Annotated in this window: 14 protein-coding genes and 1 pseudogene; 8 read left to right on the forward strand and 7 right to left on the reverse strand. The window is 53.4% G+C overall.

What is annotated here, in order from left to right:
• The first annotated feature begins 62 nt into the window (after positions 1-62).
• Positions 63-1,607, forward strand: a complete 1,545-nt coding sequence (locus DBV39_RS19580; protein WP_159078992.1) for a VWA domain-containing protein — start codon at positions 63-65, stop codon at positions 1,605-1,607.
• Positions 1,608-2,214: 607 nt separating this feature from the next.
• Positions 2,215-3,075, forward strand: coding sequence for a GNAT family N-acetyltransferase (locus DBV39_RS15820; RefSeq protein WP_108623324.1), 861 nt, complete (start codon positions 2,215-2,217; stop codon positions 3,073-3,075).
• Positions 3,076-3,086: 11 nt separating this feature from the next.
• On the opposite strand, the gene DBV39_RS15825 is transcribed toward DBV39_RS15820, so the two are convergent.
• The 6 genes from DBV39_RS15825 to DBV39_RS20115 all read right to left on the reverse strand — a co-directional run bounded on the left by DBV39_RS15825 (position 3,087) and on the right by DBV39_RS20115 (position 7,167).
• A complete protein-coding gene (locus DBV39_RS15825; RefSeq protein WP_159078993.1) occupies positions 3,087-3,440 on the reverse strand; it encodes an Hpt domain-containing protein in 354 nt (117 codons plus the stop codon).
• The gene (locus DBV39_RS15830; protein ID WP_108622362.1) at positions 3,437-3,841 is read right to left on the reverse strand and encodes a response regulator; all 405 of its coding nucleotides are present in this window, start codon (positions 3,839-3,841) and stop codon (positions 3,437-3,439) included. The genes DBV39_RS15825 and DBV39_RS15830 overlap by 4 nt, the downstream gene beginning before the upstream one ends.
• The gene (locus tag DBV39_RS15835; RefSeq protein ID WP_159078994.1) at positions 3,841-5,613 is read right to left on the reverse strand and encodes a sensor histidine kinase; all 1,773 of its coding nucleotides are present in this window, start codon (positions 5,611-5,613) and stop codon (positions 3,841-3,843) included. The genes DBV39_RS15830 and DBV39_RS15835 overlap by 1 nt, the downstream gene beginning before the upstream one ends.
• Complete coding sequence (locus tag DBV39_RS15840) at positions 5,577-6,206, reverse strand: excisionase family DNA-binding protein (RefSeq protein WP_108622364.1); 630 nt, start codon at positions 6,204-6,206, stop codon at positions 5,577-5,579. The genes DBV39_RS15835 and DBV39_RS15840 overlap by 37 nt, the downstream gene beginning before the upstream one ends.
• Before the next feature lie 98 nt (positions 6,207-6,304).
• A complete protein-coding gene (locus tag DBV39_RS15845; protein ID WP_227870672.1) occupies positions 6,305-6,973 on the reverse strand; it encodes an amidohydrolase family protein in 669 nt (222 codons plus the stop codon).
• Positions 6,970-7,167 (reverse strand): hypothetical protein, encoded by a 198-nt coding sequence (locus DBV39_RS20115; RefSeq protein WP_227870673.1) that lies wholly within the window; start codon positions 7,165-7,167, stop codon positions 6,970-6,972. The genes DBV39_RS15845 and DBV39_RS20115 overlap by 4 nt, the downstream gene beginning before the upstream one ends.
• Positions 7,168-7,200: 33 nt before the next feature.
• On the opposite strand from DBV39_RS20115, the gene DBV39_RS20120 reads away from it, so the two are divergent.
• The 3 genes from DBV39_RS20120 to DBV39_RS15855 all read left to right on the forward strand — a co-directional run bounded on the left by DBV39_RS20120 (position 7,201) and on the right by DBV39_RS15855 (position 8,414).
• The gene (locus DBV39_RS20120; protein WP_227870674.1) at positions 7,201-7,383 is read left to right on the forward strand and encodes a hypothetical protein; all 183 of its coding nucleotides are present in this window, start codon (positions 7,201-7,203) and stop codon (positions 7,381-7,383) included.
• Positions 7,384-7,425: 42 nt separating this feature from the next.
• Positions 7,426-7,764 carry a hypothetical protein gene (locus DBV39_RS15850; protein ID WP_227870675.1) on the forward strand — a complete coding sequence of 113 codons (339 nt, stop codon included), beginning with the start codon at positions 7,426-7,428 and terminating at the stop codon, positions 7,762-7,764.
• A 185-nt stretch (positions 7,765-7,949) separates the two neighbouring features.
• Entirely contained in the window at positions 7,950-8,414 is a 465-nt protein-coding gene (locus DBV39_RS15855; protein ID WP_108622365.1) for an Hsp20 family protein, read from the forward strand.
• Positions 8,415-8,599: 185 nt separating this feature from the next.
• Here DBV39_RS15855 and DBV39_RS15865 read toward each other — a convergent pair.
• Positions 8,600-9,951: pseudogene (locus DBV39_RS15865) on the reverse strand (aminotransferase class III-fold pyridoxal phosphate-dependent enzyme).
• 684 nt (positions 9,952-10,635) lie between these two features.
• Between DBV39_RS15865 and DBV39_RS15870 the strand changes: the two are divergent.
• Genes DBV39_RS15870 through DBV39_RS15880 form a run of 3 tightly spaced genes read left to right on the forward strand, consistent with a single transcriptional unit; the run spans position 10,636 to position 13,229 of the window.
• Positions 10,636-11,403: an ABC transporter ATP-binding protein gene (locus DBV39_RS15870; protein ID WP_108622367.1), complete on the forward strand. Its 768-nt coding sequence runs from the start codon at positions 10,636-10,638 to the stop codon at positions 11,401-11,403.
• Positions 11,404-11,406: 3 nt separating this feature from the next.
• On the forward strand, positions 11,407-12,210 hold the full coding sequence (locus tag DBV39_RS15875; protein ID WP_108622368.1) for an ABC transporter permease: 804 nt from the start codon (positions 11,407-11,409) through the stop codon (positions 12,208-12,210).
• Between the two features lie 2 nt (positions 12,211-12,212).
• Complete coding sequence (locus DBV39_RS15880) at positions 12,213-13,229, forward strand: TauD/TfdA family dioxygenase (protein WP_108622369.1); 1,017 nt, start codon at positions 12,213-12,215, stop codon at positions 13,227-13,229.
• Positions 13,230-13,278 lie beyond the last annotated feature (49 nt).

A 13,278-nucleotide genomic window follows, 5' to 3' on the forward strand; every position in this document is an offset into this window, starting at 1 on the left:
CTGCTCGGATCCTTGATGCGATCAATCCGCGGTGAAACGCCTACAGGAGCCAGCCCCGTCGCATGATCAGGATCGCGCAGCGACAGTTTCCTCAATCAGTCCTTGATCAGTTGACCCAGGACAGGGATCGACTGGTCTCGCTCATCCGGGAAAACCTGCCTCCCCGCTTCCTGGGGATGTTTCCCCAGCCATCATTTGGATCGGATGGCGAGATCGTCTGGTTGAGCGAGATGTCCGGTCAGCCCAGACAGTTTGAAGACTTGCCGGCGAAACAGGCAGCGCAGGTGCTTGCGGGCGTCGAGCAGCGGTTTGCCGCCATTCACTCGGTAATTCTGCAGCGAAAGGCGGATGGCGTGCTGAGTCAGGAACAGGCTGAGCAACTATGCCTCATACTGAACACAGTCCCAAAAGAAGCGCTGCTGGTGGTGGGCGAAGAGCCAGTTGTGCTGTACTGGTCAAGTGCCTTGCCCGAGTCGATGGCAGCGCTTACGCTCCTGCCACTGGCTCCATTGGTCGCGTCGCCACCATCTTCCCCGCAACCGAAAGGTGATCAAGGCAAGCGAAGCGTGGCAGTCTGGTTCTGGTGGTTCACCGGCCTGCTGGCCCTGTTGCTGTTGTTGTTCCTGTTGTGGTGGTTCTTTTGTCCAATGTCATGTAGAAATCAGCCTGAACCTCCTGTGCCTGAGCCAGAACCTGTGGAGCACATTGTTGCGCCCGAACCAGAGCCAGAACCTGAACCGGAGCCAGAACCAGAACCTGAACCGGAGCCAGAGCCAGAGCCAGAGCCAGAGCCAGAGCCAGAGCCAGAGCCAGAGTCTGAGCCTGTCCCGGTCAAGCCCGAGCCTAAGCCTGTACCGAAGCCCGAACCCAAACCAGCACCTAAGCCCAAGCCGGTCACCATCACCAACGCCAAGGAGTTCTGTCCCGAGGAGCGACCGCGGGATCTGGTGCCGCAACTGGTGATTGTGTTCGACACATCCGGATCAATGAAGCTGAATATCGGTACGCTCTCGCACGAGGAAAAGCAGTATTACGATGCAGTCTGGCGCATGAACTCGTTCTCCGGGCTGTTGGGGCAGCAGGATATCCATTACATCAATCATATGGAGCGCGAGCCGCGCCGCATTTCTGTGGCGAAGACCGCTGTGTCCGATCTGGTGCGGGAACTGCCCAGGGACATGAGTGTGGGTCTGGTGACGGCCAGAACCTGTCCCCGGGCAGATGTGCGTGGGTTCTTTGATATGGGGTTTCGAAATGCCTTGCTAGGCCAGATACAAGGTTTGCAGCCTGAAGGCGGGACGCCACTTGCTGACGCGATCAGCCGGGCGGGTGACATGCTGGACGGCCGAGGCCGGGAGTCGACCATTCTGGTGGTAACAGACGGGGTGGAGAGTTGCAACGGGGATCCATGCGCTGTCGCCCGTCGACTGGCGGCGACTAAACCTCACCTGAAAATCAATGTCGTTGATATTGGCAGCAGTGGGGGCGGAACGTGTCTGGCTACGGCCACAGGTGGTCAGGTGTTTACCGCGAACAGCGTATCGAGCTTGAAACTTGGAATTGACAGGGCGACACAGAATGTCCAGGTACCCGCGCACTGTCGATGAGGGCGAGGCCAGTGCCGAGGTTGATTGCGCCAGTTCTTCAGTGGGGTGTGTTCATGCTGTTTCGTAGGTGGTTGTCGTTGCACAAATGTGGGTTTTATGTGGCACAGAGTCTACTGCTGATGACTGTGGTGGCCGGGAGTCCGGCCGATGCTGCACCAGCGCCGCAGCCGTTGCCGCGATCGGGGTCCTGTCCGACGGGCTACCATGCCAGCGGCCAATACTGTGTGCCTGGTCCGTCGGCACGCTATGCGATTGAGCGCAACGGATCCTGCCCCGCAGGCTATTTTGCGAGCGCCAGGTACTGTGTGGCGTCTTCCGACAAAAGCGCGCTGGCCACTCACCGCTCCGGGCCCTGCCCGGGCGGGTACTTTGCTAGCGGGAAGTACTGTCTTGAATCCGGCGAGTGAGCAGGGGAGTGAGCTCGGAACACATGAGTAATGTCCCTGATGGGATGTTGCTCAGAACTCACTTAACCTGTCGACAGGTGGCAGGTGTCCCGGGTGTAGTTGACCTGTCAGAGGCAATGACGGTGCCCCTTCGTCCGGCAGAGTGCCAGACCCGTGATCAAGCCACGATCAGGCGAGAACTGACAGATCCAGAACGGAGAATGCTTGTGAGCCAGCCAGATTACACAATACGCACCATGACGCGTGCCGAGCTGGACCTGTGTATAGAGTGGGCTGCCCAGGAGGGCTGGAACCCCGGGCTCAACGATGCCCAGGTCTTCTATCTGGCTGATCCCCAGGGTTTCCTTGTGGGATTGCTTGATGGCGTACCGATCGCCTCTATCTCTGCGGTCCGTTATGGCCCTGACTTCGGGTTTATCGGTTTTTACCTTGTAACGCCGGAACACCGTGGCAAGGGCTACGGACTGGCAATCTGGAAGGAGGCAATGGCCCGGCTTCAGGGACGACTGATCGGACTCGATGGTGTGGTTGCGCAGCAAGCAAACTATCAGCGTAGCGGGTTTAAACTTGCTTACAACAATGTTCGCTATCAGATGGTGTCGAAGCCTGTCCAGGCGGACGCTGCAGGGGATCTGGCTGATGTGCGCGAGGTTTCGCTCACGGAGCTGTTTGCCTATGACAGGCGCTGTTTTCCCAGGCAGCGTGAAGCGTTTCTCGAGTACTGGATCCAGCAGCCGGGTAGCCACGCCAAGGCGGTCTTGATCAACGGGGTCTTGCGAGGGTTTGGTGTGTTGCGCGCGTGCCGGGTCGGCTACAAGATTGGTCCGTTATTTGCAGATGATGAGATGATTGCATTGCAGATTTACGGCGCACTGACAGAAGAGGTTGAAACCGGCTCGCAAATCCAGTTCGATATCCCTGACCAGAACCAGCAGGCCCTGTCTCTTGTCCGGTATCTGGGCATGGAGCCCGTTTTCGAGACGGCGCGAATGTACACCGGATGCGCGCCCGCGCTGGATATGCACCGGATGTTTGGTGTGACAACCTTCGAGCTCGGTTAACAGGACTGTGGTCAGAGTGTGCCTGCGTCCAGGATGGAGGTGGCATCGTCCATGATTGCCTGAAAATACTCGAACAGATCTTTCAGGCTTCTGGCCTGTTCAACCGCGATGGGGGCGTAGAGTGACTCCGAGATCCTGTCGATTCGGACAGCGACATGGTGTACGCCGAGAATCTGGAGTGATCCTTTGAGGCGGTGCAGGATGTGGCGTGCACCCTGGATATCATCGGCCTGTATGGCCGTAGCGAGTGTTTCAATATCCTGGGCAAATGTTCTGACGAAGATTTCGAGTAGTTCGATGCCTAGTTCATGATCTTCGCCAGCGGTGTGCAAAAGAGCTGACCGGTCAATTATTCCTTGCGTCATGTTTGATCCTGCCGGGATAGCCATTTGTCTAGCATCTGGCGCAGTGCTTCAATCTGGACCGGTTTGACCAGGTAGTCATCCATGCCGCAATCCAGGCATCGTTTCAGGTCTGCAGGCATGGCTCCCGCTGTGACTGCGATGACGATTGCGCGACGATGCTGATCTGAGCCTGACTCGTACTCTCGCAGGGATTGTGTTAGTTCAAACCCGCTCATGGGTCGCATCTGGCAGTCGGTCAGCACCATCGTGCAGGTGTTCTGCTTGAACCATGCCAGTGCCGCGGCGGCTTCCTCAAAAAACTGCACCTGCTCGAAGCCCAGATGGGCGAGTTGATATCCAAGCAATCTGGCGTTGATTGCGTTGTCTTCCACTACAACGATCTGGTGCTCCGCGTTGCCCATCAGTCAACTCCCAGCGATTCAGTTTGGCTTTGCCCGTTGTTGGCGGGACCGGACTGCATGCTTGCATCTAGCGGCAGTCTGAGTGTGAAAGTCGAGCCTACCCCTAATCTGGATTCTACGGTGATCTTCCCTTTCAGGAGGTGAGCCATCTGTTGCGCAATTGACAGCCCGATGCCGAGACCATCTGCAACAGGTGTGTCGGCCCTGGCTTGAAAGAAGCGATCAAAGACCACTTTCTGATGAGCTTCTGAAATCCCGCACCCGGTATCAGCCACGATAATCTCGAGAGTGTTGCCGCGTGCCCTGGCATCGACATGAACCGATCCTCTGGATGTGAACTTGACTGCATTCTGTATCAGATTATGCAGAATCTGGAGCAGTTTGACGCGATCGCAGAGGATGGTCTGAGGTACCGATATATCAATGAACTGGCTCAGAGCCAATCCTTTTTCTTTTGCCGAGTGTGCGTGGGCATCAAGCACCTCTTGAATCAGGTCGCGAATGGGCTCCAGGGTCATGCTGGTTTCGATCTGCCCCTTTTCGATGCGATTCAACGAAAGCAGGGAATTGACTAGCGAGAGCAGGTGTTCACCGCTTTGATGGATGTAGCGGATGAAACTGATTTTTTCTTTATCGGTTTCCTTGAGCTCAAGCAGCTCGGCGTACCCAAGGATGCCGTTCAGCGGAGACCGTAGCTCGTGTGACACATTGGAGAGAAACTCACTTTTTGCCTGATTGGCGTCGACCGCTGTACGTCGGCTTTTGTTGAGCTTCTCCACAAATCGTCCAATCGAGTAGGCAAAGCCGTAGATGATGATTGTCAGCAAGGTGGCGAGCAAGTAGACCTGTGATCGCAGCTCAAGGTAGGGCTTGATCTCCTGATCAATACTGACACCGACCGACACGTAGAGCGGGAGGTTGTCGAGCTGCTGGTAGGCCCACAGGCGGTGGACATGATCGACCGGACTTGATGAGTCCAAGATCGGCCCCTCACCGGACTTGACCCGCTCGAGAATGTCAGTCTCACTGATATCCACGCTGACGGCCTGTTGCCCGTCTGTGCGTCTGACCAGAACCAGACCATCTTCCCGGATCAGGCTGATGACACTCTCGTCGCTCAGGCCAAGCGAACCATAGACATCTGTGAAATAGAACGGATCCATCGAGACGACAACCACGCCAGCAAACCCATCGTCCTCGTCGTTGATTCGCCTCGATATGTTGATAGACACCTTGCCGGTCACGCGTCCGACCACCGGTTCGCCGATCTCAAGCCGGCCCGTATCAACCGTCGAGTGAGTCTTGAAGTGCGAGCGATCCGCGATGTCGATGCGTACAAATGGCTGGGTCGACAGGACGATGCTGCCGAATTTGTCAACAACAGAAAAGAGGTTGAAGATGTCCTTTTTCAGGCCGGTTTCCTGAACCAGCGTGGCGAGTTCGAGATCGAGCCCCTTGCGCTTGTACTCGTTCAGGATCACCATCACCGCCTGATCTGCGAGCTCGAGTGTCTTGGTCGCGTGTGCATGCAGGGCCCGGGTGACTGAAAGCAGATTCTTTTCGGTGGACTGCATGTGCATTTCCCGAGCAAGGTTGAGCTGGGAAATAGTGATGAACCAGATGATGCCGGTCAGCAATGTCGCAAAAAGATAAGCCCATCTTTTCGGGCGACCAAGAAGTGCTTCAGAAAAACGCGATGCAAACTTTCCCATTGAAACCTTGAGCCGATGAGCCGTCAGGGTGCCTGGCGTCTTGCGAGTGACGCACAGCAAGCCATCAGGTAACCTCGCAGCTCATCAAAATTGATGGGTTTGGCCATGTAGACGACACCGACCGGTAGCCCGCCCCGCTCATCGATTTCTTCGCGCGTCATATTGGTCAGGACCGCAATGTGGGCAAGCCCCAGATCGGATCGCTCCGAGATGGTCTTGAGGACCTCGTATCCGTCAAGGCCAGGCATGCTGAGGTCGAGCAGAAAGACATCTGGCTTCTGAAGTGCGACCTCAATCAACGCCTCGTACCCATTCTTGCAGAACTTGATCTGTGCAGGCAAATTCCAGCCCGCCATGCGGCGCTGATAAAGCGTGCGCTGCATGGGTTCATCCTCAAGTATGAGGATACGCAACAGTTTGGTCTGGCTCCCGAAGACGACATCGGCACTATGGCCGGCCGTGCGATGTTCAAGGTACTGGGAGACAGAGTCATACAGGATCCTGCGATGCCCGCCCGATGTTTTCCAGCCAGAGAGCGTACCGGCCTCGACCAGTTGTTGAACCGTTGATACAGATACCCCGAGCCGCTTCGCGGCTTGCTGGGTAGTCAGTACATTCGGAGGTAACGCAGAAAAATCGGATTTGGGAGCCATTGTCTCGATCGTCGCATGGATTGCGTGCAGATTGAATTGCAGAATGGCAAATTTAACAAATTTCGCAAATCTGACAAGGCCTGGGTCGCTGCGCCGCGTTAGCCAAGGGTGTTTTTGTGAATCCGACCGTCCTTCATGATCAGCTTCAGACTGTTATCCGGGGTCGCCAGAAAATCCAGACTCTGGCTGGGGTCACCATCCACGACGAGCAAGTCCGCGTGGGCACCGGGCTCAAGCGTGCCGAGTTTGCCTGGGTAAGGGCTGCGATCCCCTGAAAGCTGACACAGTGCACCATTGCCGGCGGTAGCGATCCGAAGCAGTTCCAGTGGCTCATAGAACCGGGTCAGCTTTGCGAGTTGATGCCCATGCGTATGTACATTCCGGGGGGTAAAAAGAATATCTGTCCCCCATGCAGTCCGGATCCTGAGCTCGCGTGCCAGTGCATATGCCTGCTCTGTGCCGCGCCCAATCATCTGCTGGGCAGCCTTTCCTTTCGGATCGGTCTCGATGTTAGCGTCTGCATCACCAAAGAACGGCTGCAGACTCCACCACACGACACGGTCTGCCATCAGCTGCGCACACTCCAGTGTCGCCAGCTGACCATGCTCAATGGACTGGATGCCAGCCTGTATCGCGCGCTTGATGCCCTTCGGAGTGTAGACGTGAGCCATGACGTATGTGCCCCAGTCCTGTGCGCAATCGACAGCGACTTTCATCTCTTCAAGGGAGTACTGTGTCGAGTCAATCGGATCGTACAGTGATGTCACACCTCCCCGCCTGTCTGGGAAATCATGGCACCACTGGGGAAGATCCTGGGACCAGCAAACAGGTGCTCGTCAATTGCGGGCTTGAGTGCAAACACCGGTCCGTCAGCATCTCTGACGGTTGTGAATCGGCGCATCAAAGTCATCCGGGCCTGTTGCGCAGCCACCAGGTGACCGTACCCGACGTCGGCGGTCATCGCTACCAGCTCATGCAGTCCGCAGAACATCGATTGTCAGTGCGCGTTGATGAGCCCCGGGATGACGGCCTTGCCTTGACAGTCAATGGTCTGACTGACGTCGTTCACAGAGGTATTGACCGCTGGCATGTCGACAATCTTTCCGTCGTCCATCAGGATCTGAACGTCATCACGCAGTGTCAGCTCAAGGCCATCGAACACCCGCAGGTTGGTTAAAAGAACGGGGCCACCGGACCCTGAAACTGGTCGGTCATCACGATGGGAGTATCTGCTTTGCGTGAGCTGCTGGCACAATGGGGTGTTGTGTTTGCCATACTTGGCAGTAATCGATTCCAGGAGGATTGCGATTTGGGAGTTGTCGTGCGCATCAGGCGCTGGTTCAGATTGTCTGACCACTCACCCGTACCGAGTGATATCGATCGTGCCCGCGCATTGATTGATGCCATTGATCGGGGGGGTGTTCCTTCGGATCCGCTGCGGGTCAACGCGATCGCCCGTTCTCTCGGCCTGGAGGTTTCTCGCCGTGCACCGATTGGCGAAACGGTCGAGCGGATACGTGCGGCCGTACAGCGCGTTGATTCGAGTCACCTTCCCTGATCCCAGGTGCGTTCGATATGGCTACAGACTTATGGAACAAGTAACAGGTGAGCGCTGTTTGCAATTTGTTGCAAATTCTGCCGGACACCATCTTGAAACGGGTTGTGGAATCCCCATCTCTTGAAGTGAACCGGTGCTCAACGAGGCCGGTGTCAAAACATTCACTTGCTATCAGGAGATGAATCATGAACTATCCATTTGGACGCAACCTGCTTTTGAACTCAGTTGGATTCGAGCGTCTGCTCAGTGCCTTTGGTGACATCGAGAACGCCACGGCAGAGAACAAGACGCCTAGCTACCCGCCTTACAACATCATCAAGACCGGCGAGCATGACTACGCTGTTGAACTGGCTGTTGCCGGGTTCAAGCGTGACGAGCTTGAGATCACTTTCGAAGGTGACAAACTCACCGTGACCGGGAAGGTCAAAGAATCGCGCGAAGGAGAATACCTGCACCGCGGTATCGCTACGCGTGACTTTGCACACCAGTTCACGCTTGCCGAGACGGTTCTGGTGAAGTCGGCTGATCTGGTTGATGGTTTGCTGGTGATTCGCCTGCAAAACATCATTCCGGAAGAGAAGAAGCCTCGCAAGATCGCCATTGGCGGTCAGCAGGAGCCGCTGCTGGTCGAGGATCGCCAGGCAGCCTGAGGCCCTGCTCGTGCTGAATGAGCGCCGTCATTCGAACGGTTGCTCTCCTGCGGCCGCCAGGCACGGTCGCCGCAGGTCAGGTTAAAAAGACTACGCTGCACAACAGAACGCACTTCATCTCCTCGCGGGTGAAGTGCGTTTTTTTAACGCAGGAACTTCAGGTGGATGTTAGTGATCAGGAAATTTCACGCAAGCTCGCGTAACGCGGTTCTAACGGCTGAGAAGACCTGGTCGATCTGACTGTCTTCGATGATCAGCGGGGGCGAGAAAGCCAGGACATCGCCAGTAAATCGGACCATGACCCCCTGCTCGTAGCACTTCAGGAATGCGTCGTAGGCACGCGCACCAGGTTTGCCTTCTCTTGGTTCAAGCTCAACACCGCCGATCAGACCAAGATTACGGATGTCTTTGACAAATGGCTCACCTTTAAGGTCATGGATCGCAGCTTCGAACTTAGGCGCCATGGCGGCTGCACGTTCGAACAAACCCTCATCCTGATACACTTTCTGGGCTGCAATGCATGCTGCTGCGGCCGCAGGGTGTGCCGAGTAAGTGTACCCATGAAAAAGCTCGATTCCGTTGTCTGGACCGCTGTGGACGATGGTGTCGTGGATATTGCGGTTGACTGCCACTGCACCCATGGGAATGGCTGCATTGTTGATGGCCTTGGCGAGTGTCATCAGATCGGGTTTGACTTCAAAGTATTCACTTGCTGTGGCCTTGCCCAGCCGTCCGAAGCCGGTAATGACCTCATCAAAAATCAGCAGAATGCCGTGCCGTGAGCAGATTTCACGCAAACGTTTCAGATAGCCTTGTGGTGGAATCAGCACGCCCGCTGCACCGGCCACGGGCTCAACGATGACTGCTGCAACCGTAGATGGGTCATGCAATGCGAGAATTCGCTCCAACTCGTCGGCTAGATGAGCCCCCAGGCTGGCTGACCCTTGCTGAATGCAGCATGCTCAATGTTTAGCGTGTGGGGCAGATGATCAACACCGGGAATCAGGTTGGCGGAAAACGCCTTGCGATTTGAAACGATTCCACCGACAGAAATGCCGCCAAAGCCCACGCCGTGATAGCCTTTTTCGCGGCCGATAAAGCGTGTGCGCTGACCTTCTCCACGGGAGCGATGGTACGCCAGTGCTATTTTGAGTGCGGTATCGACTGATTCTGATCCAGAGTTGGTGAAAAAGATGCGATCCAGCCCTTCTGGCATGACTTTGGCAATGCTTGAGGCTGCTTCAAATGCAATCGGATGCCCCATCTGGAACGATGGAGCGTAGTCCATCTCTGACATCTGGCGCATCACGGCCTGATTAATCTCGTCACGGCCATGACCAGCGTTGACGCACCAGAGTCCGGCAACAGCATCCAGGACCGGCCGCTCATCCACTGTCGTGTAGTACATGCCTTTGGCGCGCTTGAACAGGCGAGGCGCGGCCTTGAACTGGCGATTGGCTGTGAAAGGCATCCAGAAACTGGACATGTCGGGATGTGTGGTGTCGCCAGTCTGATTCGCGGTTTCTATGTCAGTCATGTCATTCATTGGAATGCCTCCGGTGTGTCGTGAGGATTATGTTGGCCTTTAGGGTGGTTCATCTAATGGGTTTCAAGCAGCAATGGTAGCTGACGAACGCCCTCCCACCAACTTCTGGGATAGACAGGAGTACTTCTGAGAACCACGCTTGCGGCCATGCTCTGGTGCGTGGTGCCTTTTGTTGATATTCATGGCCGGTGCAAAGGGTCAACTAAGCCAAATGCCAATCATACCTTTCTACTGGCACAGATTTTGCTAGCGTTCATTTCATGTCTGATCTGGACTCGGCATGTTGGTGGATTAAAGCGAAGATACATTTAGCCGATTTTATCCTTTTGCACATGCGATCCTACATGGGGCAGGTATCGCAGCCGTTGGGTGCTTGGAATTTTCTGTGTTTAATTTAAGTTATTTAAAATCAATTAATTATGATAAAAAATATCTGTATAAAGTGCAGCGATATGGCGATTGTTCTAAAATTTATGCAGTTAAATGTGATATTAAATTCAGTTTTAAATGTTCTATTGACAAGACAATTACCGGGTCGGTACTATGAACTGCACTTAAGTCAAAAAGTAAAAAGTAGCAGCCTTCAACCCATCTCTGCAAAGCACCATGTTGTTGCCAGCAAATTGATGGGATCTTGATATCTGGCTAACGGCCGGAAAGTGGGGGGATGTACAGTTGGAAAAGTTCGCCATCGAGACCGTGCGATTGTCCAAACGCTACAACGAATCTGTCCTGGCATACGAAGATCTCTCTATGCAGATCAACGAAGGAGAGTTTTGTGTCTTTGTTGGGAAATCTGGGTGCGGGAAAACAAGTCTACTCAGAGCTTTTGCAGGGTTGAATCCACCGACTAGCGGCGAGTTAAAAGTTGACGGTCGCTCTCTATATGGGGAAAAGAAGGAAGCGCTCGTGAGAGTGGCCGGTCGAGTGGGGTTTGTGTTTCAGGAGCCAAATTTGTTGCCTTGGCGTACTGTTGCTCAGAATATTCGCTTACCGCTAGAAGCAACAGGAACGCTGAAAGAGGAGTCTCGAGTTGCCGAACTGGCAGCCCTGGTGGGCTTAGAAGAATTCCTGGATGCTTTTCCGTCTGAGCTTTCAGGTGGGATGCGGCAAAGGGTCTCTCTCGCGAGATCACTGATATGCGAGCCTCGCCTGATCTTGATGGACGAGCCGTTTGGTGCTCTTGATGCCATTACCAGAGAAAACATGAACGAATTGCTCGAGAAAGTTTGGCAGGCATCATCGGCAACAGTCGTTCTGGTTACCCATTCCATTTCGGAAGCCGTTCTTTTGGCGGATCGAATTATCGTTATGACTCCCCACCCGGGGAGAATTAAGACGACGTACCGAATTGACGAGCCGCGGCCTAGAGGTGCTGCATGGTTGGCCAAGTCAGAAGCGGTTGCACTGTCTTCCCAAATTAAACTTGATCTCGAGGGTTGATCGATGCGAGGAAAGACGAGCAATACAGTGTTCAGCGTACAGAACATCAAGCGTGTCGGGGTATCCGCAGTCGTCCTTGTTACGTTTTTGTTGATCTGGGAGGTGCTGACCAGAGTGCTGAACGTCAGCCCCTTGGTTTTACCCTCACCTTCAATGATTCTTGCATCAGCTTATTATCTTGTTACTCAACCATGGTTTGGGCGTCACCTTGTTATCACGGTGTCTGAAGTTCTAATAGGATTCTCGATTGCAATTTCTTTTGGAGTTTTCTTCGGGGCGCTCATTGCGAAATCTAAAATGGCTGAAGTGGTCTTGAGTCCATTCTTGATTGGTTCTCAGGTTACGCCAAAGGTGGCACTGATGCCGCTCTTCATTCTCTGGTTTGGATTCGGCCTTGAATCAAAGATTTTCATGGTTTCCTTGCTCTCTTTCTTTCCAATTCTTAAAAACACAATTTTGGGCTTCCGGTCTATCCCCGAGCAGCAATATGACCTTTTTCGAATAATCGGTGCCCGTCGGATTAAAGTGATCAAGTCGCTTGAAATTCCAGCCATTCTCCCTTTTGTACTTACTGGAATTGAAACAGCAAGTGTTCTCGCCGTAACAGGTGCGATTGTGGGTGAGTACCTCGGCGGTAATGAAGGGCTCGGTGCGCTAATTGTAATGACCTTAAATGCACTGAAGATAGATCAGATGTTCGCCACAGTTCTGATCCTCATGATTTTCGGAATTTTCTTCTACACAAGCGTGTCTTCGTTGCGTCGGTTTCTTGTTAGAACCCCGCCAAGTAACAGTTCGGAGGAATAAAAATGATTACCACTGATACAGCAGTCCATCCCGCAGCATGGATGCCGAGAAATCTTGAAGACAGTGACTGGGTGGTTGAATTTACGCCTGATGAGCAAAATCAGATTCGAAATGTGGCTCGCAAACTTGAACAACAGGAGTGCCCTACAGACCAAATTCCGGATTTGATATTCGAGGAAATGAATGGAACTCTTCACGAAACGCTATGCAACGCTGGTAAACAGGTACTTGAAGGTTTGGGATTCGTTCTGTTCAGAGACTTTCCGCTGGATGGATTGAGTGAACGAGAATCTGCCTATGGATATGCTGCGGTTGGTAGATATTTCGGGCGTCTTCAGGCACAGAATCCAAAAGGCGACGTAATCGGTAAAGTCATGAATATGGCAAAGGACTGGAAATCCGACCCGACTGTCAGAGGGTACCAGACAAGCATGCATATGGATTTCCACAGTGACTCATGCGATTGTGTTGCACTTCTGTGTGTAAATCCGGCTAAATCCGGCGGGCTATCTGCGATTGTGAGTTCGGTTTCAATTTATAACCACATGAGGGAGCATTCCCCTGATCTCCTTAAAGTTCTGTGTAGGCCTTTTAGCTATGACAGACGAGGTGAGGAGAAAGATGGAGTTTCACCATTTTATGAAACTGCGCTGTTTCATCAACATGACGGAGAGATTTTTAATCGTTACTGCCGTGAATATATTGAGTCTGCTCAAAGATTTCCAGAGGTACCTAGATTGACGAAAGAGCAGATTGAGGCCATGGATGAGTTCGATCGACTTTGTCACAGCGCAGATTTTATTTTGCATATGAACTTCCGGAGAGGAGATATTCAGTTTCTCAATAACCACGTCATCTTGCATTCGCGTACAGCATTCGAAGATTTTGAGGAAATGGATCGTCGCAGATTGTTATGGCGTCTTTATGTAAGCAATCGGATGAATTTGCAACGACCACCTTGTTATGAGTCTCGCTTTTCTGATCCAGAAAGATGGGCTTTGAGTGCAATGAAGGCATGAAAAACCAAAAAAGGACTAATCATGAATCGACGTTCATTCTGTTTCTCGA

The sequence above is a fragment of the Orrella marina genome (assembly GCF_003058465.1).
Classification (GTDB): Bacteria; Pseudomonadota; Gammaproteobacteria; order Burkholderiales; family Burkholderiaceae_B; genus Algicoccus; species Algicoccus marinus.

Coding starts and splice junctions, on each gene's coding strand:
- DBV39_RS19580 (WP_159078992.1), top strand. CDS start 63: ATGATCAGGATCGCGCAGCGACAGTTTCCTCAATCAGTCCTTGATCAG.
- DBV39_RS15820 (WP_108623324.1), top strand. CDS start 2,215: ATGCTTGTGAGCCAGCCAGATTACACAATACGCACCATGACGCGTGCC.
- DBV39_RS15825 (WP_159078993.1), bottom strand. CDS start 3,440: ATGACGCAAGGAATAATTGACCGGTCAGCTCTTTTGCACACCGCTGGC.
- DBV39_RS15830 (WP_108622362.1), bottom strand. CDS start 3,841: ATGGGCAACGCGGAGCACCAGATCGTTGTAGTGGAAGACAACGCAATC.
- DBV39_RS15840 (WP_108622364.1), bottom strand. CDS start 6,206: ATGGCTCCCAAATCCGATTTTTCTGCGTTACCTCCGAATGTACTGACT.
- DBV39_RS20115 (WP_227870673.1), bottom strand. CDS start 7,167: ATGACCGCCGACGTCGGGTACGGTCACCTGGTGGCTGCGCAACAGGCC.
- DBV39_RS15850 (WP_227870675.1), top strand. CDS start 7,426: ATGGGAGTATCTGCTTTGCGTGAGCTGCTGGCACAATGGGGTGTTGTG.
- DBV39_RS15855 (WP_108622365.1), top strand. CDS start 7,950: ATGAACTATCCATTTGGACGCAACCTGCTTTTGAACTCAGTTGGATTC.
- DBV39_RS15875 (WP_108622368.1), top strand. CDS start 11,407: ATGCGAGGAAAGACGAGCAATACAGTGTTCAGCGTACAGAACATCAAG.
- DBV39_RS15880 (WP_108622369.1), top strand. CDS start 12,213: ATGATTACCACTGATACAGCAGTCCATCCCGCAGCATGGATGCCGAGA.